At 37.7% G+C, this 26036-nt stretch carries 29 protein-coding genes, 2 pseudogenes and 1 other annotated feature; of the genes and pseudogenes, 26 read left to right on the top strand and 5 right to left on the bottom strand.

Annotated features, from left to right (window positions below; translation table 11 throughout):
* Nucleotides 1-3: 3 nt before the first annotated feature.
* The 5 genes from rpsR to BLR79_RS02535 all read left to right on the top strand — a co-directional run bounded on the left by rpsR (nt 4) and on the right by BLR79_RS02535 (nt 5318).
* Nucleotides 4-237, top strand: a complete 234-nt coding sequence (rpsR, locus tag BLR79_RS02555) for a 30S ribosomal protein S18 (protein ID WP_092084554.1) — start codon at nt 4-6, stop codon at nt 235-237.
* A 226-nt stretch (nt 238-463) separates the two neighbouring features.
* On the top strand, nt 464-2368 hold the full coding sequence (locus tag BLR79_RS02550; protein ID WP_092084553.1) for a DHH family phosphoesterase: 1905 nt from the start codon (nt 464-466) through the stop codon (nt 2366-2368).
* 10 nt (nt 2369-2378) lie between these two features.
* Nucleotides 2379-2831 (top strand): 50S ribosomal protein L9, encoded by a 453-nt coding sequence (rplI, locus tag BLR79_RS02545; RefSeq protein WP_092084551.1) that lies wholly within the window; start codon nt 2379-2381, stop codon nt 2829-2831.
* 64 nt (nt 2832-2895) lie between these two features.
* Nucleotides 2896-4278, top strand: coding sequence for a replicative DNA helicase (gene dnaB, locus BLR79_RS02540; RefSeq protein ID WP_092084549.1), 1383 nt, complete (start codon nt 2896-2898; stop codon nt 4276-4278).
* 98 nt (nt 4279-4376) lie between these two features.
* Nucleotides 4377-5318, top strand: coding sequence for an HTH domain-containing protein (locus BLR79_RS02535; RefSeq protein ID WP_092084547.1), 942 nt, complete (start codon nt 4377-4379; stop codon nt 5316-5318).
* A 61-nt stretch (nt 5319-5379) separates the two neighbouring features.
* Here BLR79_RS02535 and BLR79_RS02530 read toward each other — a convergent pair whose 3' ends face one another.
* Both BLR79_RS02530 and BLR79_RS02525 read right to left on the bottom strand, forming a co-directional pair.
* On the bottom strand, nt 5380-6252 hold the full coding sequence (locus tag BLR79_RS02530) for a cation diffusion facilitator family transporter (RefSeq protein ID WP_092084545.1): 873 nt from the start codon (nt 6250-6252) through the stop codon (nt 5380-5382).
* A gap of 16 nt (nt 6253-6268) precedes the next feature.
* Nucleotides 6269-7168, bottom strand: a complete 900-nt coding sequence (locus BLR79_RS02525; protein ID WP_092084543.1) for a C39 family peptidase — start codon at nt 7166-7168, stop codon at nt 6269-6271.
* Between the two features lie 309 nt (nt 7169-7477).
* Between BLR79_RS02525 and BLR79_RS02520 the strand changes: the two genes are divergently transcribed.
* The 20 genes from BLR79_RS02520 (at nt 7478) to nth (ending at nt 23365) form a co-directional block, all read left to right on the top strand.
* Nucleotides 7478-8929 carry an alpha-amylase gene (locus tag BLR79_RS02520; protein WP_092084541.1) on the top strand — a complete coding sequence of 484 codons (1452 nt, stop codon included), beginning with the start codon at nt 7478-7480 and terminating at the stop codon, nt 8927-8929.
* 90 nt (nt 8930-9019) lie between these two features.
* A complete protein-coding gene (locus BLR79_RS02515; protein WP_092084539.1) occupies nt 9020-9574 on the top strand; it encodes a dCTP deaminase/dUTPase family protein in 555 nt (184 codons plus the stop codon).
* A gap of 21 nt (nt 9575-9595) precedes the next feature.
* Entirely contained in the window at nt 9596-10987 is a 1392-nt protein-coding gene (gene radA, locus BLR79_RS02510) for a DNA repair protein RadA (RefSeq protein ID WP_092084538.1), read from the top strand.
* 15 nt (nt 10988-11002) lie between these two features.
* Nucleotides 11003-12091, top strand: coding sequence for a PIN/TRAM domain-containing protein (locus BLR79_RS02505; protein ID WP_092084536.1), 1089 nt, complete (start codon nt 11003-11005; stop codon nt 12089-12091).
* 71 nt (nt 12092-12162) lie between these two features.
* Nucleotides 12163-13638 (top strand): glutamate--tRNA ligase, encoded by a 1476-nt coding sequence (gltX, locus tag BLR79_RS02500; RefSeq protein ID WP_092084535.1) that lies wholly within the window; start codon nt 12163-12165, stop codon nt 13636-13638.
* A 108-nt stretch (nt 13639-13746) separates the two neighbouring features.
* Nucleotides 13747-15159, top strand: a complete 1413-nt coding sequence (cysS, locus tag BLR79_RS02495; protein WP_092084534.1) for a cysteine--tRNA ligase — start codon at nt 13747-13749, stop codon at nt 15157-15159.
* Nucleotide 15160: 1 nt separating this feature from the next.
* Nucleotides 15161-15568, top strand: coding sequence for a Mini-ribonuclease 3 (locus BLR79_RS02490; protein WP_092084533.1), 408 nt, complete (start codon nt 15161-15163; stop codon nt 15566-15568).
* Between the two features lie 38 nt (nt 15569-15606).
* Nucleotides 15607-16374 (top strand): 23S rRNA (guanosine(2251)-2'-O)-methyltransferase RlmB, encoded by a 768-nt coding sequence (rlmB, locus tag BLR79_RS02485; protein ID WP_092084571.1) that lies wholly within the window; start codon nt 15607-15609, stop codon nt 16372-16374.
* Nucleotides 16375-16388: 14 nt separating this feature from the next.
* Nucleotides 16389-16916, top strand: coding sequence for an NYN domain-containing protein (locus tag BLR79_RS02480; protein ID WP_257993366.1), 528 nt, complete (start codon nt 16389-16391; stop codon nt 16914-16916).
* A gap of 58 nt (nt 16917-16974) precedes the next feature.
* Nucleotides 16975-17598: a sigma-70 family RNA polymerase sigma factor gene (locus BLR79_RS02475; RefSeq protein WP_092084531.1), complete on the top strand. Its 624-nt coding sequence runs from the start codon at nt 16975-16977 to the stop codon at nt 17596-17598.
* Between the two features lie 63 nt (nt 17599-17661).
* Nucleotides 17662-17817, top strand: coding sequence for a 50S ribosomal protein L33 (gene rpmG / locus BLR79_RS02470; RefSeq protein WP_092084530.1), 156 nt, complete (start codon nt 17662-17664; stop codon nt 17815-17817).
* 35 nt (nt 17818-17852) lie between these two features.
* Nucleotides 17853-18038, top strand: a complete 186-nt coding sequence (gene secE, locus BLR79_RS02465) for a preprotein translocase subunit SecE (protein WP_092084528.1) — start codon at nt 17853-17855, stop codon at nt 18036-18038.
* A 95-nt stretch (nt 18039-18133) separates the two neighbouring features.
* On the top strand, nt 18134-18673 hold the full coding sequence (gene nusG, locus BLR79_RS02460; RefSeq protein ID WP_092084527.1) for a transcription termination/antitermination protein NusG: 540 nt from the start codon (nt 18134-18136) through the stop codon (nt 18671-18673).
* 134 nt (nt 18674-18807) lie between these two features.
* Entirely contained in the window at nt 18808-19233 is a 426-nt protein-coding gene (gene rplK / locus BLR79_RS02455) for a 50S ribosomal protein L11 (protein ID WP_092084525.1), read from the top strand.
* 78 nt (nt 19234-19311) lie between these two features.
* The gene (gene rplA, locus BLR79_RS02450) at nt 19312-20004 is read left to right on the top strand and encodes a 50S ribosomal protein L1 (protein ID WP_092084523.1); all 693 of its coding nucleotides are present in this window, start codon (nt 19312-19314) and stop codon (nt 20002-20004) included.
* Between the two features lie 36 nt (nt 20005-20040).
* Nucleotides 20041-20166, top strand: a sequence feature (ribosomal protein L10 leader region).
* A gap of 30 nt (nt 20167-20196) precedes the next feature.
* Complete coding sequence (gene rplJ / locus BLR79_RS02445) at nt 20197-20694, top strand: 50S ribosomal protein L10 (RefSeq protein WP_092084521.1); 498 nt, start codon at nt 20197-20199, stop codon at nt 20692-20694.
* 42 nt (nt 20695-20736) lie between these two features.
* Nucleotides 20737-21105: a 50S ribosomal protein L7/L12 gene (gene rplL, locus BLR79_RS02440; protein ID WP_092084519.1), complete on the top strand. Its 369-nt coding sequence runs from the start codon at nt 20737-20739 to the stop codon at nt 21103-21105.
* Nucleotides 21106-21236: 131 nt separating this feature from the next.
* A complete protein-coding gene (gene sppA / locus BLR79_RS02435; RefSeq protein ID WP_092084517.1) occupies nt 21237-22256 on the top strand; it encodes a signal peptide peptidase SppA in 1020 nt (339 codons plus the stop codon).
* A gap of 1 nt (nt 22257) precedes the next feature.
* Nucleotides 22258-22707, top strand: coding sequence for an RDD family protein (locus BLR79_RS02430; protein ID WP_092084515.1), 450 nt, complete (start codon nt 22258-22260; stop codon nt 22705-22707).
* 16 nt (nt 22708-22723) lie between these two features.
* Nucleotides 22724-23365: an endonuclease III gene (gene nth / locus BLR79_RS02425; protein ID WP_092084514.1), complete on the top strand. Its 642-nt coding sequence runs from the start codon at nt 22724-22726 to the stop codon at nt 23363-23365.
* Nucleotides 23366-23413: 48 nt separating this feature from the next.
* Here nth and galU read toward each other — a convergent pair whose 3' ends face one another.
* The 3 genes and pseudogenes from galU to BLR79_RS09380 all read right to left on the bottom strand — a co-directional run.
* Nucleotides 23414-24301 carry a UTP--glucose-1-phosphate uridylyltransferase GalU gene (gene galU, locus BLR79_RS02420; RefSeq protein ID WP_092084512.1) on the bottom strand — a complete coding sequence of 296 codons (888 nt, stop codon included), beginning with the start codon at nt 24299-24301 and terminating at the stop codon, nt 23414-23416.
* A 24-nt stretch (nt 24302-24325) separates the two neighbouring features.
* Nucleotides 24326-25189 carry a Cof-type HAD-IIB family hydrolase gene (locus BLR79_RS02415; RefSeq protein WP_092084510.1) on the bottom strand — a complete coding sequence of 288 codons (864 nt, stop codon included), beginning with the start codon at nt 25187-25189 and terminating at the stop codon, nt 24326-24328.
* Between the two features lie 214 nt (nt 25190-25403).
* Nucleotides 25404-25655: pseudogene (locus BLR79_RS09380) on the bottom strand (MFS transporter); the annotation flags it as partial.
* Nucleotides 25656-25775: 120 nt separating this feature from the next.
* On the opposite strand from BLR79_RS09380, the pseudogene BLR79_RS02410 reads away from it, so the two are divergent.
* A pseudogene (locus BLR79_RS02410) lies at nt 25776-26036 on the top strand (IS30 family transposase); the annotation flags it as partial.

The raw sequence follows: 26036 nt of genomic DNA, 5'->3' as shown, positions 1-26036 counted from the left end.
AATATGGCATTCCGTCGTGGAGGTCGTCGCAGAAGACGCGTATGTTACTTCTGTGCAAACCATATTGATCATCCTGATTACAAAGACACTGAATTATTGAAACGTTTTGTTTCTGATAAAGGTAAAATCTTACCACGTCGTGTAACAGGAACATGTGCGAAACACCAACGTGCATTAACAGTATCATTAAAACGTGCTCGTATTATGGCACTATTACCATTCGTAGCACAAGACTAATTATTCAAGGATTGAAGGGAGATTCCTTCAATCCTTTTTGTTTTGTTTCACGTGAAACAATGAAGAGAACTTAGGACATAGAAGTGGGTTTGTGGTAAAATAGAAGAAATAGAAAAAGAGGTGATTTATCATCATTTTTAAAAATATAAAACGATTTTTTCATTTATTCAATACGTTAAACGTTAGCTTTCAAGTATATAGTTTAGCAGCGTTTTACTTACTTGTTATGTTGATTGCTTTCTTTTGGAAGTGGCAAATAGGTTTATTGATGTTGATTTTAGTTATCGCCTTTGTAGCGATCTTTGTTGTTAACGTCAATGGCTTTTTGGAAGAGTTTAATGCTTTAGCTTCTAAGTTGACTGAGGATGTCCAGGCAGCTGAAGAAGACTCCCTGTATCGTTCGCCAATTGCGGTGTTACTATATGACCAGGAGTACCGTGTGAAGTGGGTTAACCCTAGTTTACAGCAAATCTTTGGTCAGCAGAATTTATTGGGAGAACTGCTAGCAAACTTAGATGAACATATTCATGATATTTTAGATATACCTACAGATAAAAGATGGCATTTAATCTTCTTTAAAGATCGTTACTACCGCGTATTACATAATCCAGAAAAACAAGCATTTTATTTAATCGACTTTACGATTGAACAAGACGTTATCGAAAAAAGAAAATATGATCAATTAGTGTTCGGTTACTTATATCTAGACGACTACAACGAAATTATTGAATCTATGGATGATCAACAAGCAGCTAGATATGAATCAGACTTAATTTCAGAGTTAAATAACTGGACCAAAGCGCGTCAAATTTATATTAAACGAATCGATGATGAACGCTTTATTTTATTATTTAATTTAAAAACGCTAAAACAACTAGAAGATGAAAAGTTCATTCATATTAATCAAATTCGTGAGTCAAGTGACGCAAGAAACGTTCCTATTTCAATTAGTTTAGGGATTGCCTATCCTTCAAGTGATGAGTATTCGATTGATGAACTGGCTAAGCAAGCCTCTTTAAACTTAGATTTAGCTTTAGGACGTGGTGGAGATCAAGTCGTTGTTCGCGCTAAAGACGATAAAGCTCGTTTTTACGGTGGAAAAACCAATCCTTCCGAAAGAAGAACAAGTATTCGTTCAAAACTTGTTTATCAAGCACTGCTTAACTCCATTGAACAAGCTGATCAAGTGTTGATCAGTGGCCATAAGATACCAGATATGGATTCAATGGGAGCTGCTTTAGGAATTCATAAGATCGTTACACAGATGAAAAAGCCCGCTCGAGTGGTTGTCAATGAAGCTGAATTTAATAATGATATTATGCATTTAGTGGCTTCTCCTATAGTACAAAAGAACTGGGCTCAGTACTTTGTGACCCATGAAGAAGCAAAAGAGTTTATGACAGACCGAACGTTAGTGATTTTAGTAGACCATCATCGTCCTTCTTTAAGTGAAGCTCAAGACCTATTAGAAGGCCATGATGTAGTAATTATTGATCACCATCGTCGTAGCGAAGAGTTCCCAAGTCAAACGGTATTAACTTATATTGAGCCGTATGCGTCATCAACCTCAGAGCTGGTGACAGAATTTTTCAGTAATGAACGTAACACGACAAACGTGTTAAACAAATTTGAAGCTACTGCATTATTAGCAGGAATTATTGTTGATACGAATAACTTTACTTTAAGAACCGGATCGCGTACATTTGATGCAGCGAGCTATTTGAAATCTAGAGGCGCTGATACGACTCAAATTCAACGTATGCTAAAGGAAGATCTCTCCTTCATAAAAGTACGAAATGACTTAATCGAACAAACAGAGTACTTAGGTAAAGGGAAAGCCGTCAGCGTAGCACCAGATGATGAGATTTATGACAATATCGTGGCAGCTCAAACAGCCGACTTAATGTTGTCTTTAACAGATGTGGAAGCATCATTTGTTATTTACCGCCGTTCAGACACGTCGGTAGGCATTAGTGCTCGTAGTTTAGGAACGATTAACGTTCAAACAACAATGGAGAAATTAGGTGGTGGAGGACATTTATCCAACGCCGCGACTCAAATGAGTGATGTTAGTGTTGAAGAAGCTTATCAAGCACTCATTGACGTATTAAAAGAACAAGAAGAAATTTAAGGAGGTCACTATGAAAGTTATTTTATTACAAGATGTTAGAAAACAAGGTAAAAAAGGTGATGTGATTGAGGTAGCAGCAGGTTACGGTCAAAACTATTTAATTAAAAATGGTTTAGCTAAAGAAGCGACCCCTGCTGCTTTAAATCAACTAAAGGCTAAAGAAAAAGCTAATAAAGAACGCGAACTAGAAGAGCTTGAACAAGCAAAAGAAATTAAAAAAGAACTTGATAAAGAATCAACGGTTGTGGAAATTAAAGCAAAAGCTGGTGAAGACGGTCGTCTTTTCGGAACAGTTACACCTAAGCAAGTAGCTGAGGCTTTACAAAAACAGTTTAAAATTAAAGTGGATCGACGTAAGATGCACATGAAACAAAATTTAGCTTCCTTAGGCTACCACAACGTAGATATTAGCTTACATTCAGACGTTCCAGCCAAAATTCGCGTACATGTCGTTGAACAATAATGAAAGTTCCCGCTTTTAATTGAGCGGGAATCTTTTTTACTTTTAAAGGAAAAGGTGAAAATGTATGGAAAATAGTCGTTTAGATTATCAAGTACCTTATAGTCTTGAATCTGAACAAGCCGTCTTAGGATCTATTTTAATCGATCCTAAAAAACTACCTGTTGTTCAATCACAACTCACCGATCAAGATTTCTATAAACGATCTCACCAATTAATTTTTCATGCGATGGACGCAATTAGTAACCGTGAAAATGGTGTGATTGATTATGTAACAGTAGTGAACCAGCTAGAGTCCTATGATGAATTGGAAAATGCAGGAGGACCGGATTACTTAGCTGAATTAATTGATATGACTCCTAGTTCCCATCTTGCGGAACAGTACGCAGGAATTGTTAAAGAAAAGTCTACTTTAAGACAATTAATTGCAGCAAGCCAAAAGATCATTGAAGACGCTCATAATGATAATAACGAACTATCAGCTATTTTAGATGAAAGTCAAAAGATGATTTTGTCAATTGGAGAAGCTAGTAGTAGTACGCGTTTCCAAGAGATGAGATATTTAATTGATGAAGCCGTCGAATTAGTACATGAACGTTCAAAACAAAAGGGGGACGTGACGGGTGTACCAACGGGGTATACTGAATTAGACAAAATAACTAGTGGATTTCAGCCCGATCAACTTATTGTTTTAGCAGCAAGACCTTCTGTTGGTAAGACAGCTTTTGCATTAAATATTGCTCAAAACGTCGCAACTAAATCAAAATTACCTGTCGCTTTGTTCTCTCTGGAAATGGGTGCCATTGATTTAGTTAACCGTATTATTTGTGCGGAAGGAAGCATTCATGCTTCTAACTTACGAACAGGGCAATTGACTGCTGATGAATGGCAAAGCTTTTTTGTCGCCGTTGATCGTTTAAAAGAAGCTTCAATTTTTATTGATGATACGGCTGGTTTAAAGGTTTCTGAAATTAGAGCAAAATGTCGTCGATTAAAACAAGAACATCCTGACTTAAGTTTAATTGTTATTGACTATTTGCAATTAATTGAAGGAACAGGTCATGAAAGTAGACAACAACAAGTATCCGACATATCTAGACAATTAAAAATGCTAGCTAAAGAGTTAAACACTCCTGTTATTGCCTTATCACAACTTTCAAGAAGTTTAGAACAGCGTCAAAATAAACGACCTATTTTAAGTGATATCCGTGAGTCAGGTTCGATTGAACAAGATGCAGATATTGTGGCGTTTTTATACCGCGAAGACTACCATCAAAAAGATGAAGAAGATAGTAGTGTATCAGACAATGACGAAATGAGCGATAATACCATTGAAGTCATTATTGCTAAAAACCGAAGTGGTCCGCGAGACACGGTTCGTTTATTATTCAAACGTGAATACAATAAGTTTTCTAATCTTTCATATCAACCCGAGCCGCCTGTTTTTTAATGTAAAACCCTTTGACACTTTGTCAAAGGGTTTTGTTTTACAATTGTAAAAAAATAAAAATAAGGTATAATGAGAAAGTAAGGAGCGGGGTGTTTTACATGAAAAATTTAAGTGTCCAAGAATTAGCTGACGAATTAGGGGTGTCTCGTCAACTGATTTATTATCATGCCAAAAAAATTAAAGAAGATGAAAAAGTATACGATGAGACAAATCGACTTGTTTTTACACCAGAACAACAGTTGAAGCTTCAATCTTTTATGACCCTTGAAGACGATGAAACACAAGAGTCAAAAGAATCTGAAGATGTTTTACAAGATGTAAAAGTGGAAAAAGATGACAAAGATAGTAAAGAAAGTCTTGAGAGTCAAGAAGCTGTCATCGAAGTAAAAGAAGTTACTGTTCAAATAGACAAACCAGAACAATTATCCTTTGAACTCGATGACAAAGATGAATTAAAAGAAGTGGCAGAAGAAGACACTTCTCAAGGGAAAAAAGATGACAAAGCGATTGAAAATCAAACTATTATAGAGGAAGTCAAAGACTCTGAGCAAAAAGAGACTCATGAAACAGAAAAGTCAAACACAGAAGATGAGAACAAAGAAACGTTTGATCCAGAAATGAATGAGAATGTGACTGACTTTATACGAACATATGTTCGTAAATATATGGATCAAGATGATGATCCAGCACAAACGATGGAGCAATATTTTAAGTTGTTAGAACAACAACTTTACGAGAAAGACTTGCATATTGATCGACTGGCAAAATTATTAGACCAGCAACAACAATTGCTTCTTATTGAACAACAAAAAAATATTCAACTTCGTCTAGAGTATTCAAACATGAGTCACGCTCAAGATAGTAAAGAAGATCACAAGGAAAAGGTAGATGATTCACAAGAAGAAAAGGATACCTCCCCTCATCCCTCATCTAACACTCAAGAGACCAATCTTTCATCTCAATCGAACGCTAATGAGTCCACTCAACCTTCAACAGCGAATTCAAAGCCTTCTAAGAAATGGTGGCAATTTTGGAAGTAAAAAAACTCTAATAATGAATCCAGTTAATTTCTAAAAAAGGGTTCATTATTAGAGTCTTTTTTTATTCGTGAGGTTCAACGTGAATATCCACGTCGTCCACATGATGGGTATAAATAAGTATTTGCTCGACTTCTTCTGTAATATCATGAGAGTCATAGACAGTCGTTTGACCGTCGACTTCAATAGTCATATCAAGATAAACTTTACTTCCTGCTAAACGGGCTCTAATGGAAGGAATAGCCAAAACTTTAGGATGTTTTAAAGCAGTTTGTCTATAAGTTTCTAGTTCATCGGGATCAAAGCCATCGGATAGAGTAAAGGTGCTTTCACTAAAAATTTGGTAAGCAGCTTTAATAATTAAACATCCAATCACCACAGAAATTAAAGGATCTAAGATAGGATAACCTGCGGCTGATGCAAGCGTTGCTAAAATAGTTCCTCCACTAGCAAATAGGTCGCTTAACATATCTTTAGCTGTTGCGCGAAGTCCAATACTATTGGTTTGAATCGCAATCAGAGAAATAATTCGATAAGCCATAAAAAGTAAACTAATGGATAGTAATCCAATCCAAATACTTTTTAAATCCACTGTTTGAAAATCATTAAAATACACGCGTAGAGCACTCTCTTTAACTACGCTAATACCAATGTAAAACATAACTAGCGAAACAGTAAAACTAGCTAATGCCTCAAATTTTATATGCCCGAAATGATGATCATCATCTGCGGGGCGATGAGCAAGCCTGAGCGCAAGAAAGATAACAAATGACGAAAATACGTCGGATAAGTTATTTAATCCATCCGCTCGTAGCGCTGAGGAGTGGAAAATATACCCAGCGGATAATTTGATAATAGTGAGAACAACATAAACAGTAAATCCAATTAAAATGCCGTGAGTCGCTGAAAGAGATCTTCTATAGCTAGACCAATTCAAAAGAGCACCTCCTTAATTAATTTGAAAACGACCAGTAGTTCACTCCCTCGTTTAAGAAAACTTCGGCTGGAACACCCTGGTAGCTGTGCAGTTTTTCGGGAGAATCGTTTGGATCATTGACAAATACGAAGCCGTCTTCATAGCCGCGAATAACTAAAATATGACCAATTTCTGTAAAATAACCTGGTTTTACAGAAGCGACAACAACTCGTCCCTCTTGAACTTCCTCCATTGCAGTGTAAAAGTCATTACCTAAATCAGTGTAATTGTAATCAAATTCTTTTGCAAACTCAGAAAATATTTGCCAAGAAGTTCCTTCATTATGGCGATAAAATTGTTGTTTACTCCATTTTAAAATGTTAGTTGGTGTCACTTCTGATTGATCTAAGTAGCCTTTAACCATAGATAAAGTGACAATTGCGCACCCATTTTCCCATAGTTGTCTAGAAGAATCTGATCCATACTCTAAGTTACGCCATTCAGGATCTGTTTGTAGAAGAAGGGGAATATCGAGTTGTTGTGAAGAGTTGACGTGTTTAGAAGGTGACTCGTCTAAAAATAAATAGGCCATATCATCAGCAGATAAATGATGACTTTTTAAACTTTTTAAGATATCTGGCTGAGCTTTAGCTAGATTATTATTATAATCGTTTTTAAGAATAGCTTGCGCCATTTGACGAGCTCTTTTTTTATTGGTTTTTTGTTCTTTGAAGACGTCATCTAAAGTATACTTGACCTCTTCAACAGCAGGTGTTTCTCCTGGAGGCTGAGAAGTGGATTCAATGCTTTGTAAAGCAGTGGATGGTTCATTGGATGAGTTAGATGAAAGTAAGGATTGAACGGCGAAGGTGTTAATATAAATCAACAGACTCGCTAATCCAACCGCAAAAAGATTTCGTTGAATCGATCGCTTCAAAGCATTCCCCCCTTTTTAAACTTTTAGTACTAGCATATTCTATCATAAAATGGATAAGAAATATTAAAAGATTCGTTGTAAATTAAAGCAAATCATTTAAACATTTCTTGTAGTATTAATAAGCTTACTAAATTAAGTTGAACTTTATTAAAACAAACAGTTATTAACTCGTTGTAACGCTTTTGTCACAACGTTTTGACGAGATTTTGCTATAATAGATTTATTATCTTATCAAATGATTAAATCCAGTAACGGTATATAGTATCATCGATTTATTTTAATGTATACAAATAGAAATGAGGTCAGTTTATGAATAGAACAATGATGCAATATTTTGAATGGTATTTGCCTAATGACGGTCAACATTGGAAGCGACTAAAAGAAGACGCCGATCATTTAAAAGAAATAGGTATTACAGATATTTGGCTTCCACCAGTCTATAAAGCGACTTCCACTTTTGATGTGGGGTACGGTATTTACGATTATTTTGATTTAGGTGAATTTGATCAAAAGGGCGACATTCGAACTAAATATGGAACAAAAGAAGAACTGTTAGAAGCGATTAAGGCGTTGCAGGAAAAGGGTTTGAAAGTCATTGCTGATGTTGTTTTAAATCATAAAGCAAGTGGTGATGGTAAGGAAAAGTTTCGAGTTATGAAAATGAATCCGGAAAACCGCCAAGAAGCCATGAGTGAGCCTTATGAAATTGAAGGTTGGACTTACTTTGATTTTCCGGGCCGTCAAAATAAATACAATGATATGAAATGGCATTGGTATCACTTTAGTGGTATCGATTATGATGCTTTAAACGACGAAACAGGTATTTATTTAATTTTAGGCGAGGGCAAGGGATGGGCCGATAATGAAGATGTCAGTCCGGAAAAAGGTAACTTTGACTACTTAATGTTTAATAATGTGGATTTTGACCACCCTGAAGTAAAACAAAATATTTATGAATGGGTAGAATGGTTTTTGACAACGACACGGGTTGACGGCTTTCGTTTAGATGCGGCCAAACATATTGATGCGTCTTTTATGAATGAGTTTATTAAATATGTCGATGAACATGCCCCTGAATATTTTTATGTGTTTGCAGAATATTGGTCTAACAACCTTGAAGAGCTGACAAACTATTTTAATCACGTTGAAAGTCGTTATGATCTAGTAGATGTTCCTCTTCATATGAACTTTTCAACAGCTAGTGTTGAAGAAGGGTCTTTTGATATGCGCCAAATCTTTGACAACACCCTTGTCAAAGCGATTCCAACAGCAGCAGTGACTTTTGTTGAAAATCATGATTCACAACAAGGACAAGCTTTAGAATCTTTTGTCAGACCTTGGTTCAAACCTTTAGCTTACGCTTTAATTTTATTGCGGGAAGAAGGTATGCCTTGCTTATTCTACGGAGATTATTACGGCATTGAAGGTGAGTTTAGTCAAGAGGGTCAACAAGAAGCGATCGACTCTTTACTAAAAGCGCGAATGAATTATGCTTACGGAGAACAGGTTGATTACTTTGATCATTCTAATTGTGTTGGTTGGACTCGTTTAGGAAACGAAGAAGGCCCTGGGTTAGCCGTTTTAATGAGCAATGGCGACGAAGGGTGGAAAGACATGTCTCTAGGTGAGGCTAATAGTGGTAAGACTTACATTGATTTGACAGGGAATCGACCAGAAGAAGTAACTGTCAATGACCAAGGTATTGGGTGCTTTTACACGAATGGACGTTCGGTTTCCGTTTGGGTCGAAAAAGAAGATTAATAAAAGAATCAAACAAAAGACACAACTAACGGACAAACATTTGGTAAAATATAAAATAGAAGATGATATGTTTAGAAAGGTGAATTTTTTATGAAAAAACGTGGATTTGAAGTCATAAAAGAATATGAAAATCAATCCATCAATATTCCTCAGCGGGCGACAATTCATGCGGCAGGGTATGATTTTGAAGCGGCAGAAACCATTGTGTTACCTTCTTATTGGAAAGAAGTATTTAAATATTTAGCTAAAGAATTGAAACAATGGATTTTGAAATCTCCTCAAGAAACAGATGAGATGACGGATGAAACAGTTAAAGGGCTATTAAAACCTACTCTTGTTCCGACAGGAATTAAAGCTTATATGCAAGATGATGAATATTTACAACTGACTAATCGTTCTAGCAATCCTTTGAAACGCTTTTTAGCTCTTCCCAATGGCGTAGGGATTATTGATGCGGATTATTACAATAACCCTAATAATGAAGGACACATTTATGTTCAATTGATCAACTTTGGTCTTTTTGACTGCATCATCGAAAAAGGTGAACGCATCGCTCAAGGTATCTTTTTACCATTTTTAAAAGCTGATGGTGATGAAGGTGGACGATTAGAACGTACAGGTGGATTCGGTTCTTCAAAAGATTAAAAAAGAAAGTAGAGATTATGATTGGCTAAAAAGAGGAAAACAGTCTATGAATGTTTAGCGTGCGGTTATGAATCCCCGCAATGGTTAGGACGTTGCCCCAATTGTGGTGCATGGAACCAAATGGAAGAACGTCCCGCGGATATTCAAGAAGCGATAGGAAGTCAAGCGCTACAAGTGAAGACGTCAAGAAAAGGTACGAGCGAACATAAAGCACTCCAATTAAAAGACATTCAGTACATTAACGAATCACGAGTGTCCAGTGGATTTAGTGAATTTGACCGTGTACTAGGGGGCGGAATTGTCCCGGGATCCCTTGTATTACTAGGGGGCGATCCGGGAATTGGAAAGTCGACACTTCTTTTACAAGTTTCGCTACAATTAGCAAATTCAAATCAAAGTGTTTTATATGTCTCAGGAGAAGAAAGTGCGTCCCAAATTAAGATGCGCGCTGAGCGTTTAGGCATTAAAAGCGATGACTTTTACTTACTGGCAGGAACAGATTTGTCAGTTGTAACAAAAGAAATCGAACGTTTAGAACCAGATATTGTCATTATCGACTCGATTCAAACAGTGCAAATTCCTGATCACCAAGGAGTCGCAGGAAGTGTCTCTCAAGTTAGAGAAGCCACGTCACTGTTGATGCGGGTAGCGAAAGATAATCAAATTGCTATTTTTATCGTAGGGCATGTCACAAAAGAAGGAAATATTGCTGGACCACGAATGTTAGAACATATGGTCGACTCAGTTCTTTATTTTGAAGGAGAAAAGTATAACCGTTTTCGTATTTTACGAGCTGTAAAAAACCGTTTCGGTTCCACCAATGAGTTGGGTGTATTTGAAATGTTAGACAACGGGTTAACTCAAGTGACTAATCCTTCCGAATTTTTCCTAGAAGAACGTTTACCTGGAGCGACTGGATCAACTGTCGTAGCTTCATTAGAAGGAACGCGGGTCATTTTAGCAGAAATTCAATCATTAATGACACCCACTGTTTTTGGTAATGCAAAGCGCACCGCAAGTGGTATTGACTACCAACGAGTGAGTTTATTGCTAGCAGTAATGGAGAAGCATTGTGGGCTCATGGTGCAAAATCAAGATGCCTTTTTTAAAACAACGGGCGGAGTAAAGCTTGATGAGCCGGCGATCGACTTAGCTATTGCGATTAGTATTGCTTCAAGTTATTGGGATCGTCCGACGGAAGTGGAGGATTGTTTTATTGGTGAAATTGGCTTAACGGGAGAAATTCGCCGAGTCAGTCAAATTGAAGAGCGTTTACGTGAATTAGAAAAATTAGGCTTTAAGCGTGTCTTTATTCCCAAAAATAATGCTCAAGATTTAGATGTTGAAACGACCATGCAAATTGTTCCTGTTTCAACTATAAAACAAGCGGTTCATTTAGCGTTTCCAAAATAAAAGGAGGTGAAAGAAATGTTTAAAAAGATTGTCATTGGTTTATTTACTCTAGCAGGTTTGAGCTTTGGTTTAAGTCTTGCGCCTGCTTTGTGGCAATATACGCCACTAAACTTTCCATTTATGAAAGGCCTCATTATCAATGCTATTATTTTTTCCGTTATTTTTATGCTGATTGGCTTTTTAGTTTATCCAATGATTTATAAAGCGACGAGTTGGCTTCAAGATACGCTCAATCGTCAAAGTACTGCTAATTTATTTTTAGGTTCTCTCGGACTTTTAATCGGGCTTTTAGTAGGCTATTTAGTGGCTTTACCCTTTGCTGGACTATTCCCTTATTTAAAAGCGGTCATTAATTTAACGTCTTCACTTGTACTAGGTTTTGTCGGTTATCAAACAGCGATGAACCGTAAGGAAGAATGGAATCAATGGATTGATAGAACAGCCGATTTAAAAGATGTACTATCTTTTAATCGTAACGAGCCATCAATTAGTGAAAGTGTCGAAAAAGACCCTTCTTATAAAATCTTAGATACAAGTGTTATTATCGACGGACGTATCGCCGATGTGATTCAAACAGGTTTTATCGAAGGAACGATTTTAGTGCCTAACTTTGTTTTACTTGAACTGCAACATATCGCTGACTCATCTGATGCGATTATTCGCGCTAAAGGACGTCGTGGATTGGATATTTTAAATAAATTACAAAAAGACAGCCCGATTCCGGTTGAGTTTTATGACAAAGATTTCGAACATGTTCCTCAAGTCGATACAAAACTTCTTCATTTAGCCAAACATTTAAACGGAACTCTTTTGACCAATGATTTTAATTTAAATAAAGTGGCTGAATTTCAACAAGTGCCTATTTTAAATATTAATGAGCTAGCCAATGCGGTTAAACCCGCTTTAATTCCCGGAGAACAATTACGCGTTTTAGTCATTAAACCAGGAACGGAGCGTAAACAAGGGGTTGCTTATTTAGAAGATGGAACCATGATTGTAGTAGAAGACGGTCAATTGCACTTAAATGAATGGGTGGACGTGGAAGTTACGAGTGCTCTTCAAACAGCTGCCGGTCGAATGATTTTTGCTAAAATGATTGGGTAAGTGTCATTCACATTAATTAAAAATGCGTTATAATGAATAAGGATTGAAATAACAAAGGAGAAGGTATACTTATGTCAAATGATAAAATTCGTGTAAGATATGCACCAAGTCCAACAGGCGAGTTGCATATTGGAAACGCACGTACCGCACTATTTAACTATTTATTTGCTCGCCATTATGATGGTGATTTCATTATTCGTATTGAAGATACGGATTTAAAACGAAATATCGCTCACGGTGAACAAAGTCAATTAGATAACTTAAAATGGTTAGGCATCGATTGGGATGAATCTCCAGATAAACCAGGTGAAGTAGGCCCTTACCGTCAATCAGAGCGTTTAGATATTTACCAACCTCTTGTTGAACAATTGCTTAAAGAAGGAAAAGCTTATAAAGCTTATGAGACAGCTGAAGAGCTGGAAGAAGAAGCAAAAGCACAGCGAGCTCGCGGTGAAGCACCAAGATATAGCGGTGCTCATGCTAACTTAACAAAAGAAGAACAAGAAGCTTTTGAAAGAGAAGGTCGTGTTCCAGCGATTCGTTTCCGTGTACCTGAAGGAGCAGTTTACGAATGGGACGATATGGTCAAAGGACCAATGCACTTTGAAGCTGAAAACGTAACAGGCGACTGGGTTATTCAAAAGAAAGACGGATACCCTACTTACAACTTTGCCGTGGTTGTCGATGACTATTTAATGAAGATTTCTCACGTTTTACGTGGCGACGATCATATCGCAAACACGCCTCGCCAATTAATGATTTATGAAGCCTTTGGTTGGCAAGCACCAACCTTTGGTCATATGACGTTAATCGTGAATCAACAAGGTCGTAAATTAAGTAAACGCGATGGCGGTATCTTACAGTTTATTGAACAATACCGTAATTTAGGTTATTTACCAGAAGCTATGTTTAACTTTATGTCGCTACTTGGTTGGTCACCAGGTGGGGAAGAAGAAATCTTTAATCAAGAAGAACTCATCAAACTCTTTACAGAAAAGAGACTATCAACTTCTCCTGCATCTTTTGATGCGAAGAAATTAGAGTGGATCAATAATGAGTACGTTAAAGCGGCTCCATTAGAGCGTATTGTAGATTTATCGTTACCTCATTTAATTGAAGCAGGCCACGTTAACGAAAATCCAAGCGAAAAAGAGATGGATTGGGTGACGAAACTAGTCAGCTTATACCATAACGAAATGTCTTATGGGGCAGAGATTGTGCCTTTATCTAAAATGTTCTTTGAAGATACCATTCATTTAGACGATAAGTGTAAAGAAGAATTAGACAGTGATTCAGCTCGCGAAGTGGTCCGTCTCATCGAAGAAAAATTCAGCGCCTTAAGTGAAGAGGATTTTGTCGCTGATAATATTCGCGTGATTTTTAAAGAACTTCAAAAAGAAGCAGACGTTAAAGGACGTCAACTCTTTATGCCAATTCGAATTGCGGTTAGCGGACAAATGCGTGGACCTGAATTACCTCTTGTGATCGAATTATTCGGTAAAGAACGTGTATTAGATCACATTGAACAAGTAAAAGCTCAATTATAAATAAATAAAGGTTAAGCGTTGCTTAGCCTTTTTATTTTATTAAGTTCAATCAATCTCCCTTGAAGGATCATGTATAATAAAAGAAAATACGCAAGAAAGGAACCGGACATGTCTATTAAAATTTATAATACCTTAAGCCGACAAAAAGAAACGTTTACGCCAATTGAAGAGCAGAAAGTGCGTATGTATGTTTGCGGTCCGACCGTCTATAACTATATCCACATTGGAAATGCGAGAAGTACTGTTGCTTTTGATACCATTCGTCGTTATTTAGAATTTAAAGGCTACGATGTAAATTATGTGAGTAACTTTACTGATGTTGACGACAAGATTATTCAAGCAGCAAAAGAAGAAGGATTAACACCTAAAGAATTAGCGGATAAATATGTGCAAGCCTTTAAAGAAGATACAGGAGCTTTAAACGTTAAACCAGCCACATTACATCCTCGTGTTCAAGAAAATATGGAAGATATTATCTCTTTCGTCGACCAGTTAATTCAAAAAGGTTACGCCTATGAATCACAAGGCGACGTTTATTTTAGAGCGAATAAATTCGAAGAATATGGCGCTCTTTCAGGGCAATCTTTAGAGCATTTGCGTGCAGGAGCTAGCGAGCGCGTCGACGAAGCGGTAACTGAACGCAAAGAAGATCCTTTAGATTTTACTCTATGGAAAAAAGTTACCGACCCTACAGAAATTAGTTGGGACTCTCCTTGGAGTAAAGGGCGTCCCGGTTGGCACATTGAATGTTCTGTGATGGCGACTAAATATTTAGGAAATACGCTAGACATTCACGGAGGCGGACAAGACTTAGAATTCCCGCACCATGAAAATGAAATTGCTCAATCTCAAGCATGTACTAACGAAGTGTTTGCCAATTATTGGATGCATAATGGGTTTGTTACTCTAGGAAAAGACGAAGAAAAAATGAGTAAGTCTTTAGGGAACTTTATTTTACTAAGAGACTTACTCAATGAGTTAGATCCTATGGTCATTCGTTATTTACTAGCAACTGTCCATTATCGCCGACCGTTAAAATATGACGAAGAAGCCGTGAATAATGCCACAACTAATTTAGCGCGCTTAAAAGAAGTCAACCGCCGCCTAACCACTCGTCTAAAAGCTGCTAGCGAAGTTGATGAACCGCAACAGATTGAAGGGCTAGATCGCTTAACTCAACAGTTCACTGAAGCGATGGATGATGACTTTAACGCAGCTAACGGAATGACGGTTGTCTTTGATTTAGTACGCTACATTAATCAATATTTAGAACATGATAATGTTTCTTCTAAGACCTTAAAAGCGATGAAAGACCGTCTAACCCAATTATTAGAAGTCTTTGGTATTATTCTTGAAGACCAAGAAGTGCTAGACGAGGAGATTGAGGCTCTAATCAATGAGCGAACCCTAGCTCGCCAAGAAAAAGACTATGCTCGAGGCGATGAGATTAGACAACAACTTCTTGAGATGGGAATTCAATTAGATGACACACCTCACGGTACAGAGTGGAAGCGAATTTAAGATGAATAAAACAGTCGATCAAGCTTTTTTATTAAATGGTTCAGCGTTAGCTTATATGGGAGATGCGATCTATGAAACCTATATTAGACGTCATGTTTTAGCAACCGGAGTCACTCGGGTCAATCAACTTCATCGCAAAGCGACTAAATTTGTCTCTGCTAGCGGACAAGCAAAAATCATGACTTATTGGCTAAAAAAAGATACGTTAAGTGAGCAAGAACTTACCCTATATAAAAGAGGACGCAATCACCGAGCGAATACAAAAGCAAAAAATGCCTCCATTCAAGATTACCGTCAAGCAACGGGATTTGAAGCGTTGTTAGGATGGCTTTATTTAACCGATCAAACCGAACGCTTAGAAGAGTTGATTAACCAAGCAATAGACTACATTGAAAATGGAGAGGAGTGAATGTCGTGAACAAACGCACAAGGAAAAATGAAAACAAAATGAAAAAAAAGCCCTCTAATTTTAGAAAATTAGAGCAAGAAGAGATCCTTTTTGGACGCCATGTAGTTTTCAACCTTTTCAACGAGGAAAAACAAGTGAATCGCTTCTATTTACAAAAAGGGATCGGCGGAGGCCAAATTCAAGCTATACTAAAGAAAGTAAAGGAACAGGGCGTCGTCATTCAAGAAGTGCCTAAATCAAAATTAGATGAGCTGACTCAAGGAGCTAATCATCAAGGAGTTGCAGTGACCTTGCCTCCTTATGAATATAAAACGCTAGAAGATTGTTTCCAATTAGCTAAAGATAAAGATGAAGCCCCGTTCTTTATAATACTCGATGGCATTGAAGACCCTCATAACTTAGGTTCTATTTTAAGAACTGCTGATGCAACAGGAGTTCACGGCGTGATTATTCCTAAACGCCGGGCGGTAGGGTTAACCGGAACGGTTGCGAAAACTTCAGCGGGTGCAATTGAACACGTACCGGTCGTTCGGGTGACGAATATCTCTCAAACGATTCAACAGCTGAAAGAACAAGGAGTCTGGGTGTTTGCTTCTGCCATGCATGGCGAAGATATGCGTTCATGGAACACAAGTGGTTCGATTGCGATTGTTATCGGCAACGAAGGAGAAGGTGTCTCTCCTTTAGTAGAAGAAACAAGCGATGGAACCGTAGCTATTCCGATGACAGGAGACATTGAAAGCTTAAACGCTAGTGTGGCGGCGGCTGTTTTAATGTACGAAGTCGCGCGTCATCGACTGAAGTGATGGGTGGATTTTCAGTGAAAAAAAGAAAAGAATATCTTTTTGTTGATGGGTACAATATGATCGGGTCTTGGCCTGAATTAGTTGCTTTAAAAAAGCAAGATGATATTCAAGGAGCAAGAGATCTTTTATTATTTGAGTTATCTAATTATAAAAAATATCGTCGTGCATCAATTATTGTAGTATTTGATGCGCACTTTGTTCCCGGTTTAGGTACATCTTTTGAACACGAATTGCTCGAAGTCGTCTTTACTAACGAAGGTGAAACGGCAGATGCTTATATTGAAAGCCAAGTAAGCAAATATATGAACCCTCTAACACGGGTTGTGGTAGCTACGAGTGATGCAGCTGAGCAATGGTTAATCTTTCAAAAAGGTGCATTAAGGCAATCCGCACAAGAATTGTGGATGGACATCCAATTTGCAAAGCAACAAATGAACCAAGACGTCAGTCGCTATTACGATAAAATGCTACGCCGCTTAAGTCCGTGGCGAATGGATGAGCTAGAACGGCTCGAACAATTGCGTAAATACTTGGATCAATGAAGTATTATTCTAGCCTTTTTCCTTCTTATTTTATGTGAAGGAGAGTAAACGGAGAAAGATGAAACCAAAGTCTATTGTAGAAATGAGCAATGAAGAGCTCGCATTGTACTCGCAAGTAGACCTCCAAAATGAAGTTTACTGCGAAGCGTTATGCAAACGATTTGAACCTTTATTTAAAAAAGGAGTGACTCGGTGGTTTGTGGATGGATTTACTTATGATGATTACCTCCAAGAAGGTCGAATTGCGGTATTGAAAGCCGCTCGATCTTTTGATCCTTGTACAAATCGTTATTTTGCTCCTTTAGTCGCTCGAACCTTTCATAATCGAATGTCGAATTTAGTTCGAAGGCGTCACGCAAAAAAGCGTGGCTTAGGTCAAAAAGAATTATCCTTAGGTAGTTATCACGAAGCGGAAGAATATAATTTTATCTGTGAAGATCAAGCAGCTTTTAGATCTCTACACCCAGGAGAAATTATTGTCATTCAAGAATTACATACCGATTATTTTTCTAGATTATCGACATTAGAGCGAGCCGTTCACTATCACCATCAAATTTTAGGTGAAAGTGTAGAAGAAGTGATGAAGTCTTTAGGTATTTCAAAAATTGCTGCTCGCGGTGCGATTGATCGATGCCGAGTAAAATTAATCCAGATATTAAATGAAGAAGAAAGTAATCCTTGACAAAGTGAGGATCGTGACTTTATTATTAACTGTAGTACATTTACTTATAAAGGAGGATTGTCCATGGCAAAACAACGTAAAACCGCATTAGCTTGTACCCAATGTGGACAGCGCAACTATCCGGTTACACCAACAAAAGCCGGACAAGGGACTCGCTTAGAAGTAAGAAAGTTTTGTAAGTTTTGTAATCAACATACTCTACATAAAGAAACAAAATAATTTTACGATTAATAGTTTAAAGGACGGATTATGGCATGAGTTATATCGGAGATGTCGCAAAAGAAATGAAAAAAGTAACGTGGCCAACGTTTTCTGAAATTAACCACTTTACTTGGATCGTTATTTTTGCGGTTATATTCTTTAGTTTATATTTTGGCGTCGTTGACTTTGGTTTTGATAACCTAGTTAAATGGATTTTAACCTTATCATTTACTGGTTAATTTAACTTAAAAAAGGTATACTAATACTAACGAGAAAGTCCTTACAGCTTTGTAGGGCTTTTTATTTTGACAAGATTTAACAAAAGGAGAAGACAATGGAAGAATATAAAGAGTGGTACGTTTTACATACTTATTCAGGCTATGAAAATAAAGTAAAAGAAAACTTAGAATTGCGCCGTGAAAGTATGAATATGGAAGAAAATATTTTTAGAGTCATTGTTCCAGAAGAAGAACATGTCGAAGTTAAAGACGGCGTTGAAAAAGTGACCACCGTTAAAACTTTCCCTGGATATGTTCTTGTAGAAATGATTATGTCTGATGAAGCGTGGTTTATTGTTCGAAACACACCAGGAGTTACTGGTTTTATCGGCTCACACGGAGCAGGAAGCAAACCTTCTCCATTACTTCCCGATGAAGTAGCCGTTATTTTAGGCGAAAAAGACGCTCCAAAACCAAAAGTGGAATTAGACGTTAACGTCGGTGACCACGTTTTAATTATTGGTGGAGCCTTTGAAGGAATGGAAGGCGTCGTTGAGGAATTAGATGACGAACAACAAAAATTAAAAGTTGTCATCGAAATGTTTGGTCGCGAGACGGTAACCGAACTAGAATACACTCAAGTAAAAAAAGCATAATAAAGGCTTGTAATTAGATAATGGTGTGGTATAATACGTTAGTATGTTAAAGGACATATGAATGTGGGAGGAGTCGCGATTTGCTCCGTCACCACATCACGAACTATTAAAGATTCTATAAGGAGGAATGTTTCGTGGCTAAAAAAGTCGTAACTCAAGTTAAATTACAAATTCCTGCCGGACAAGCAAGTCCTGCTCCACCCGTTGGACCAGCACTTGGTCAAGCACAAGTAAACATTATGGCGTTTACTAAGGAATTCAACGCACGTACACAAGATCAAGCAGGTATGATTATTCCTGTTGTTATTGATGTATACGAAGACCGTTCATTCAGCTTCATCACTAAAACACCACCCGCTCCAATTTTACTTAAAAAAGCAGCAGGCTTAGAAAAAGCATCTGGTGAACCAAACACAAACAAAGTGGGAAGCGTAACAAGAGCACAAGTACAAGAAATTGCTGAAACTAAAATGCAAGATTTAAACGCAGCCGATGTAGAAGCTGCTATGCGTATGGTTGAAGGTACTGCTCGTTCAATGGGTATTACTGTCGAAGACTAATCATGCACGCAGCTTCTCCCCCTTTCTATGGGGGTGGGAGGTTAAACCGTTATTACCACAAAATAGGAGGAATTATACATGGCTAAAAGAAGTAAGAAATTACAAGCAGCTTTAGAACAAGTAGATCGTCATAAGTTCTACGATGCTAAAGAAGCAATCGCACTTGCGAAAGAAATTGACTTTGCAAACTTCGACGCAACTGTTGAAGTATCATACAACTTAAACATTGACATGAAACAAGCAGACCAACAAATCCGTGGTGCAATGGTATTGCCAAACGGAACAGGTAAAACACAAACTGTTGTCGTTGTTGCAACAGGCGATAAAGCACAAGAAGCTAAAGATGCAGGTGCTGACTTTGTTGGAGATGCTGACATCATCGAGAAAATCGAAGATGGTTGGATGGATTTTGACATCTTAGTAGCAACACCAGACATGATGGGACAAGTTGGTCGTTTAGGACGTGTATTAGGTCCTAAAGGATTAATGCCTAACCCACGTACTGGTACAGTAACTCAAGATGTATCAAAAGCTGTATCTGACATTAAAGCAGGACAAGTAACTTACCGTGCTGACAAAGCAGGTATCGTAAACGTTCCAGTTGGTAAAGTATCTTTCGAAGATGATAAATTATTCGAAAACTTTGCAGCGTTACACGAGCGTATTACTAGCTTACGTCCAGCAGCTGTTCGTGGCGAGTACATTAAAAACTTAACACTAACAACAACATTTGGACCTGGTATCAAAATCGATACGTCCACATTAGCATAAAAAAAGACTTGACGATTCAATAAAGAGTCGCTATACTAAGTCTTGTTATTACGACCGTAGACAGTAAGTGGCACAAGCCTTAATTTCTTACCGAGGAAGTTTCCATTATTTAATGAAGCTATCTCTATGTCTAAGGTGACATAGAGATTTTTTAATAAAAATCTCTATATCAATGATGACGGAGGTGAAATCATGTCAGTATTAGAACAAAAACAACAACAAGTTGCAGAAATGGCTGAAGCTCTAAAAAGCGCAGCATCTGTAGTTGTCGTTGACTATTTAGGTTTAACTGTTGCGGAAGTAACAGAATTACGTAAACAATTACGTGAAAATGGCGTGAAAATGCAAGTGGTTAAAAACACTATTTTACGTCGTGCAGCAAAAGATGCTGGAATCGAAGGATTAGATGAAGCATTCGTAGGACCTACAGCAGTCGTTTACTCAGAAGAAGAAGTTGTTGCACCTGCTAAGATCGTTGCTGAATTTGCTAAAGACGCAAAAGCTTTAGAAATTAAAGGCGGTATGATCGAAGGAGAAGTTGCTCCAGTTGAGAAGATCGAAGCACTTGCAAAACTACCAGACCGCGAAGGTTTACTATCTATGTTACTTTCTGTATTACAAGCTCCAGTCAGAAACGTTGCATACGCTGTTAAAGCAGTGGCTGATGCAAAAGAAGAAGACGCAGCTTAATTTACATTTAACAAATCACATTATTAATGGAGGAATATGATCATGGCATTAAACATTGAAAACATCATTGCAGAAATTAAAGATGCAACGATTTTAGAATTGAACGAATTAATCGAAGCAATCGAAGAAGAATTTGGCGTTACTGCAGCAGCACCTGTAGCAGCAGCTGGAGCAGCTGGCGGCGAAGCAGCAGAAGAAAAATCTGAATTCGACGTAGAATTAACAGACGCTGGTTCAAGCAAGATCAAAGTAATTAAAGCAGTTCGCGAAATTACTGGTTTAGGTCTAAAAGACGCTAAAGAATTAGTAGACGGCGCACCTAAAGTAATTAAAGAAGGCGTTGCTACAGAAGAAGCAGAAGAAATGAAAGCTAAATTAGAAGAAGCTGGAGCTTCTGTAGAATTAAAATAATCAATTATTTTCACATCACGTCCCTAGTGGGCGTGATGTTTTTTTATTGCAATATTCTATTTTCTAGGACATTTTTTCTTGAGAGTGATACAATGAACATATTGTAATTATTGTCAAGAAAGGATGATTAAATGAAATTATCAACTCGCCAGAAGCAATGGCTTGCAGCCATTATTGCTCTTTGTTTAGTTCTCTATAGTGGCTTCAAAACGCTTCAAACAACGGTAGAATTTAAAGAAGATTCATTGTTTGATCGATATTTAGGTTCCTATTTAGAAGAAGATGTCGTAGAAGATAAAATCGAAGAAGGAGATCCAACGCAACGAATTGCGGTGTTAGATCTGGAAGGAGTTATTGGTGTCAATCCAGATGATCACCAGTTCATGTTAGAATCTATTAAATCTTTAAAAGAAGATCCAACCATTAAAGGAATTCTTTTAAACGTCGACTCCCCAGGTGGAGCAGTCTACCAATCAGAAGAGATTTACACTCGCCTTAAACAATTGAAAGAAGCACTCGACGTACCCGTTTATACGACGATGGGGAGTTTAGGAGCGAGCGGAGGCTATTATATTCCGATGGCTAGTGACAAAATCTTCGCTTCTCCAGAGACAACGACAGGCTCTATTGGTGTCATTATGGGTGGGATGAATTTTTCTAAATTTTTGGACAATTGGGGGATTGAAACGCAAAACTTCCAATCAGGTAAATATAAAGATTTACCAAGTTCAACCCGGGCTTTAGATGATGACGAGAAAGCCTACCTTCAAGAACACGTAGACCGTGCTTTCGACCGTTTTGTTCAAGTTGTTATGGATGGACGCCAAATGTCTAAAGAAGACGTCTTAAAAGTGGCGAACGGTAAAATTTATGACGGACTACAAGCTCAAGAGTTAGGCTTGATTGATGAAATTGGCTACTTTGATGAAGCACTTGAAGCTCTTAAAGAAGCAACAGGTGTAAAAGAGCCTGAAGTTTTCCGTTACACGATGTATGGACCTCAAAGTTGGTTTAATTCGGTGGTTCCTTTCTTATCCCATGAAAATACATCAAGCCAAGAAAATGTAGATGCTGAGACCCTTGTCGAAGCGATTGAATCGCTAACTCATCCAAAAGCGCCACGTTTAATGTACTTATACGGAGGTGAGTAAAATGGAAGAACGGGTTCATTCCATGCCACCTTTAACAGTCTTAGCTGAAGTTACCCCTTACGCTAGTTTATTAAGACGTGCCCTAGCTTATACCATTGATACGGCTGTTATCTCAGCATTAACGACGTTATTGTTCGTTCGCCTAGAGGTGTCTTTATTACTAGGCGGTTTATTCAACTTAATGCTTTATGTAGGTTATTTTTTCTTAATGACTTGGTTGAATCATGGTCAGACTCTTGGCAAAATGATCTTCAAAATTCAAGTGGTCAATCAACAGTTTGAGCCTTTATCATGGCGCGAAGCTTTCTTTCGTGAAGTGATCGGGCGCTATATTCAAAAGGTATTTTATTTACTGTATATCGTTGCCTTTTTTACACCGAGAAAAGAAAGTGTTGCCGATTTAATCGCACAAACTTATGTTGTAAAGAGTGAAATAATGGATGAAATGTAAGTAAAGGATGATGGGGATGGAAGAATTATTATCAAAAGAAGAGACATGGCGTGCTGTTCAAGCGATGATTAAACTATACCCTCAAAGCCAGCCGGAACTAAATTATACTAATTTGTTTGAACTTGTCGCTGCGGTTCTATTGAGTGCTCAAGCGACAGACCGGTCGGTTAATAAAGTGACCCCTGAACTCTTCAAACGCTATCCGACGCCAGAAAAGTTAGCCAGAGCCAATGAAGAAGACGTAATGGAGCTCATTAAAACATTAGGGCTTTACCGCAACAAAACAAAATCACTCATTGGAATGGCTCAAAAATTAGCCGAAGACTTTGATGGCAAAGTACCTAATACGAGAAAAGAACTGGAATCTCTTCCAGGTGTTGGACGTAAAACGGCCAATGTCGTATTGAGTGCGGGATTTGGTATTCCCGCTTTTGCGGTGGATACTCATGTTTCCCGGGTGACTAAGAAGTTTCACATGGTACCTGCAGATGCAAACGTTAGACAAATTGAAGATATGATGGTGGAAAAGTTACCTGAAGATCAACTGTTTCAAGCTCATCACTCGATTTTGTTATTTGGTCGTTATCAATGTGTGGCTAGAAACCATGATCATAGTGAGTGTATTCGCTTAATTGAAGAAAATATGCCTGAAAAGTAACAAAAGATCCAAAAGACTTGAATGAAGCAGTCTTTTGGATCTTTTTATTTAATCATCTTGTGGTTTTAATTGTTCAGCCAGTTCGATAATGTATTCTCTTAGTTCGTCTTTAATTTCTGGATGTTGTAAGCCATAGTCTAAACTCATTTGCATAAAGCCGAATTTATCTCCTGCGTCATAACGTTTGCCGTCGAAACGTTTCGCAAAGACACGCTGAGTTTGGTTTAAAATATTAATGGCGTCGGTTAGTTGAATTTCACCACCAGCTCCTGGTTCAAGTTCTTCTAAAATACCAAAGATTTCTGGTGTGAGTAAATAGCGACCGATAATTGCTAAATTACTTGGTGCATCTTCTGGGTTTGGCTTTTCAACGAAGTGTTGAACGTTATAAATACCGTCTTTGAATTCTTGTTCAGGGTCAATGATTCCATAGCGGTAAGTTTCTTCATTGGGCACTTCCATCACCGCAATATTAGCAGCACTGGTTTGGTCATAGACATCAATCAGTTGTTGAGTTAAAGGTTTATCTCCTTGCATAATGTCGTCTCCTAACATGACAACAAAGGGCTCATCTCCTACGAAAGCTTTCGCATGTAATACCGCATCCCCTAAACCGCGAGGGTAAGGTTGGCGAATGAAGAATAAGTTGACGTCATTTCTAACTTTAATCCCTTCGAGTAAGTCCCATTTTTCTTGTTTTTTAAGATGTTCTTCTAATTCAATGTTTGAATCAAAATGGTCTTCAATGGAACGTTTACTTTTACCGGTAATAATTAAAATATCTTCAATTCCTGAAGCAATCGCTTCTTCGACAATAAATTGAATCCCTGGTTTATCGACAATAGGTAACATTTCTTTAGCCATCGCTTTCGTTGCTGGTAAGAAACGTGTCCCCATTCCTGCTGCTGGAATAATGGCTTTTTTAACTTTTTTCATTAAAGTCTCTCCTTTTTAGCTAGGTTATTTTTCTAATTGTTTAATGAGCTGTTCAATGACAACAGCTACTCCGTCTTCTGTGTTTTTAGGAGCAATGTGATCAGCATAAGCTTGTACTTCAGGAGTCGCATTGGCCATCGCATAACTTGTTCCGGCCAGTTCAAGCATCGAGCGATCATTTAGTGCGTCCCCAATGGATACGACTTGATCCATTGTATAACCTTTTTCTTTAATATATCTTTCGATGGCGAAGCCTTTTTGGGCATCGACGTGGTTAATTTCTAAGTTTTCAATACCTGAAGAAGTCACCGCAATTTTAGGATCTTTACTTAATTCTTGCATTAATCGATCGAGGGTTTCAGGATGAGTATGGTAAACCATCACTTTTAAAGGAACGTGCTGTTCGATATTAAACTCCGTAATATCTTTTGAATCGTTTAAAAGGGTCGCAATTTGCGCATCGGTAATCTCATCATACATCGCTGTCCGGTTTTGCGGTTTACTTTCATAAAAGTCTTTCATGCGCTCTTTCATAACGTCATAGTTCGTCGTATAGTAACCGTCTAACGTCATAATCCCGTAGTCAATCTGTTGGCTCGTTAAATAAGAGCGCGCTTCTTCAAGGGAACTACGCTCGATGGGAACGGTAATGACCGATTTACCTTCTGGGGTACGAATATCGGCGCCGTTGGAGTTGACGAAGGAGCAGTGAATGCCTTGAGCTTCAGTTAAAATTTTGGCAGGTTTATAGTCTCGTCCTGTCGCAATTAAAAATTCAACCCCTAAAGCTTGCAGTCGCTTAACAGCGTCGGCTGTTCGATCAGAAATGACATGAAATTCATTGAGTAACGTCCCGTCCATATCGGAAGCGAATAATTTGATATCCATAATAAACTCCTTTACTGTATTCCTACTATAAAGTGTACATCAAATACAGCAAAAATGGTATGATTAACCTAGAACAGATGAGGTGAATGAATATGGGTGAACATTATTACAGCTGCACAAAAAAGACTCATCTTAAGTATAGTGCAAATAATTGAACTAAAACTTGAAAAGATGAGTGTTCTAATGTTGTACTTTTAGATTGTTTAAACTTTTCTTATTTCAGAATTGCTCCGAATACTAAAGATAATAAAAAGATTGCTAGTCCTATTATTGAAAAGTTGAATAAATTCGAAACATTTAAATAGGTTGAAAATACACCTGTACCAATTGGCATAAATAGCACTGCAACAGTAAATATAACACCAAACACTCTACCTAAATATTGGTTATTTACTTGTTTTTGTATAAGAGAGAAAAACTGAATATTGAAAATCGTCAAGAATAAGTTAAAGAGACCGGGCCCCAACATAATAAAAAATTGGTTTTTATAAACCTGAATTGTAAAATTAAGCTAGAAAAAAACAAATAAGACCATTTGTGCTACACTATTTATGAGTCCAATCATAAATAAGGGAGTAGACACAAAATGGCCTATACACATCTTACCACGAAAGAACTGACTTGGATAGAAAACTACTACGAAATTGGCGAAAAAGCTTACATAGTCGCTAAAAAGTTAAGAAGATCTGCTCAAACCATCTATAATGTCTATCATTATTTAGACGATGGTGGAACTATCATCGACTATTATGAAGGCTACAAAGCTAACAAATCTAAGTGTGGCTCTAAGAAGAAGCAGTTCACAGAAGATCAAATCACCTATATCAATGACCGAGTGTCACAAGGG

The sequence above is a fragment of the Dolosicoccus paucivorans genome, assembly GCF_900100125.1.
Lineage (GTDB): Bacteria > Bacillota > Bacilli > Lactobacillales > Aerococcaceae > Dolosicoccus > Dolosicoccus paucivorans.
Note: the sequence above shows the minus strand (reverse complement) of the source record. Positions and strands in the feature narration are given on the sequence as shown.

Coding starts and splice junctions, on each gene's coding strand:
- rpsR (WP_092084554.1), top strand. CDS start 4: ATGGCATTCCGTCGTGGAGGTCGTCGCAGAAGACGCGTATGTTACTTC.
- BLR79_RS02550 (WP_092084553.1), top strand. CDS start 464: ATGTTGATTGCTTTCTTTTGGAAGTGGCAAATAGGTTTATTGATGTTG.
- rplI (WP_092084551.1), top strand. CDS start 2,379: ATGAAAGTTATTTTATTACAAGATGTTAGAAAACAAGGTAAAAAAGGT.
- dnaB (WP_092084549.1), top strand. CDS start 2,896: ATGGAAAATAGTCGTTTAGATTATCAAGTACCTTATAGTCTTGAATCT.
- BLR79_RS02535 (WP_092084547.1), top strand. CDS start 4,377: ATGAAAAATTTAAGTGTCCAAGAATTAGCTGACGAATTAGGGGTGTCT.
- BLR79_RS02520 (WP_092084541.1), top strand. CDS start 7,478: ATGAATAGAACAATGATGCAATATTTTGAATGGTATTTGCCTAATGAC.
- BLR79_RS02515 (WP_092084539.1), top strand. CDS start 9,020: ATGAAAAAACGTGGATTTGAAGTCATAAAAGAATATGAAAATCAATCC.
- BLR79_RS02505 (WP_092084536.1), top strand. CDS start 11,003: ATGTTTAAAAAGATTGTCATTGGTTTATTTACTCTAGCAGGTTTGAGC.
- gltX (WP_092084535.1), top strand. CDS start 12,163: ATGTCAAATGATAAAATTCGTGTAAGATATGCACCAAGTCCAACAGGC.
- cysS (WP_092084534.1), top strand. CDS start 13,747: ATGTCTATTAAAATTTATAATACCTTAAGCCGACAAAAAGAAACGTTT.
- BLR79_RS02490 (WP_092084533.1), top strand. CDS start 15,161: ATGAATAAAACAGTCGATCAAGCTTTTTTATTAAATGGTTCAGCGTTA.
- rlmB (WP_092084571.1), top strand. CDS start 15,607: ATGAAAAAAAAGCCCTCTAATTTTAGAAAATTAGAGCAAGAAGAGATC.
- BLR79_RS02475 (WP_092084531.1), top strand. CDS start 16,975: ATGAAACCAAAGTCTATTGTAGAAATGAGCAATGAAGAGCTCGCATTG.
- rpmG (WP_092084530.1), top strand. CDS start 17,662: ATGGCAAAACAACGTAAAACCGCATTAGCTTGTACCCAATGTGGACAG.
- secE (WP_092084528.1), top strand. CDS start 17,853: ATGAGTTATATCGGAGATGTCGCAAAAGAAATGAAAAAAGTAACGTGG.
- nusG (WP_092084527.1), top strand. CDS start 18,134: ATGGAAGAATATAAAGAGTGGTACGTTTTACATACTTATTCAGGCTAT.
- rplA (WP_092084523.1), top strand. CDS start 19,312: ATGGCTAAAAGAAGTAAGAAATTACAAGCAGCTTTAGAACAAGTAGAT.
- rplJ (WP_092084521.1), top strand. CDS start 20,197: ATGTCAGTATTAGAACAAAAACAACAACAAGTTGCAGAAATGGCTGAA.
- rplL (WP_092084519.1), top strand. CDS start 20,737: ATGGCATTAAACATTGAAAACATCATTGCAGAAATTAAAGATGCAACG.
- sppA (WP_092084517.1), top strand. CDS start 21,237: ATGAAATTATCAACTCGCCAGAAGCAATGGCTTGCAGCCATTATTGCT.
- BLR79_RS02430 (WP_092084515.1), top strand. CDS start 22,258: ATGGAAGAACGGGTTCATTCCATGCCACCTTTAACAGTCTTAGCTGAA.
- nth (WP_092084514.1), top strand. CDS start 22,724: ATGGAAGAATTATTATCAAAAGAAGAGACATGGCGTGCTGTTCAAGCG.
- galU (WP_092084512.1), bottom strand. CDS start 24,301: ATGAAAAAAGTTAAAAAAGCCATTATTCCAGCAGCAGGAATGGGGACA.
- BLR79_RS02415 (WP_092084510.1), bottom strand. CDS start 25,189: ATGGATATCAAATTATTCGCTTCCGATATGGACGGGACGTTACTCAAT.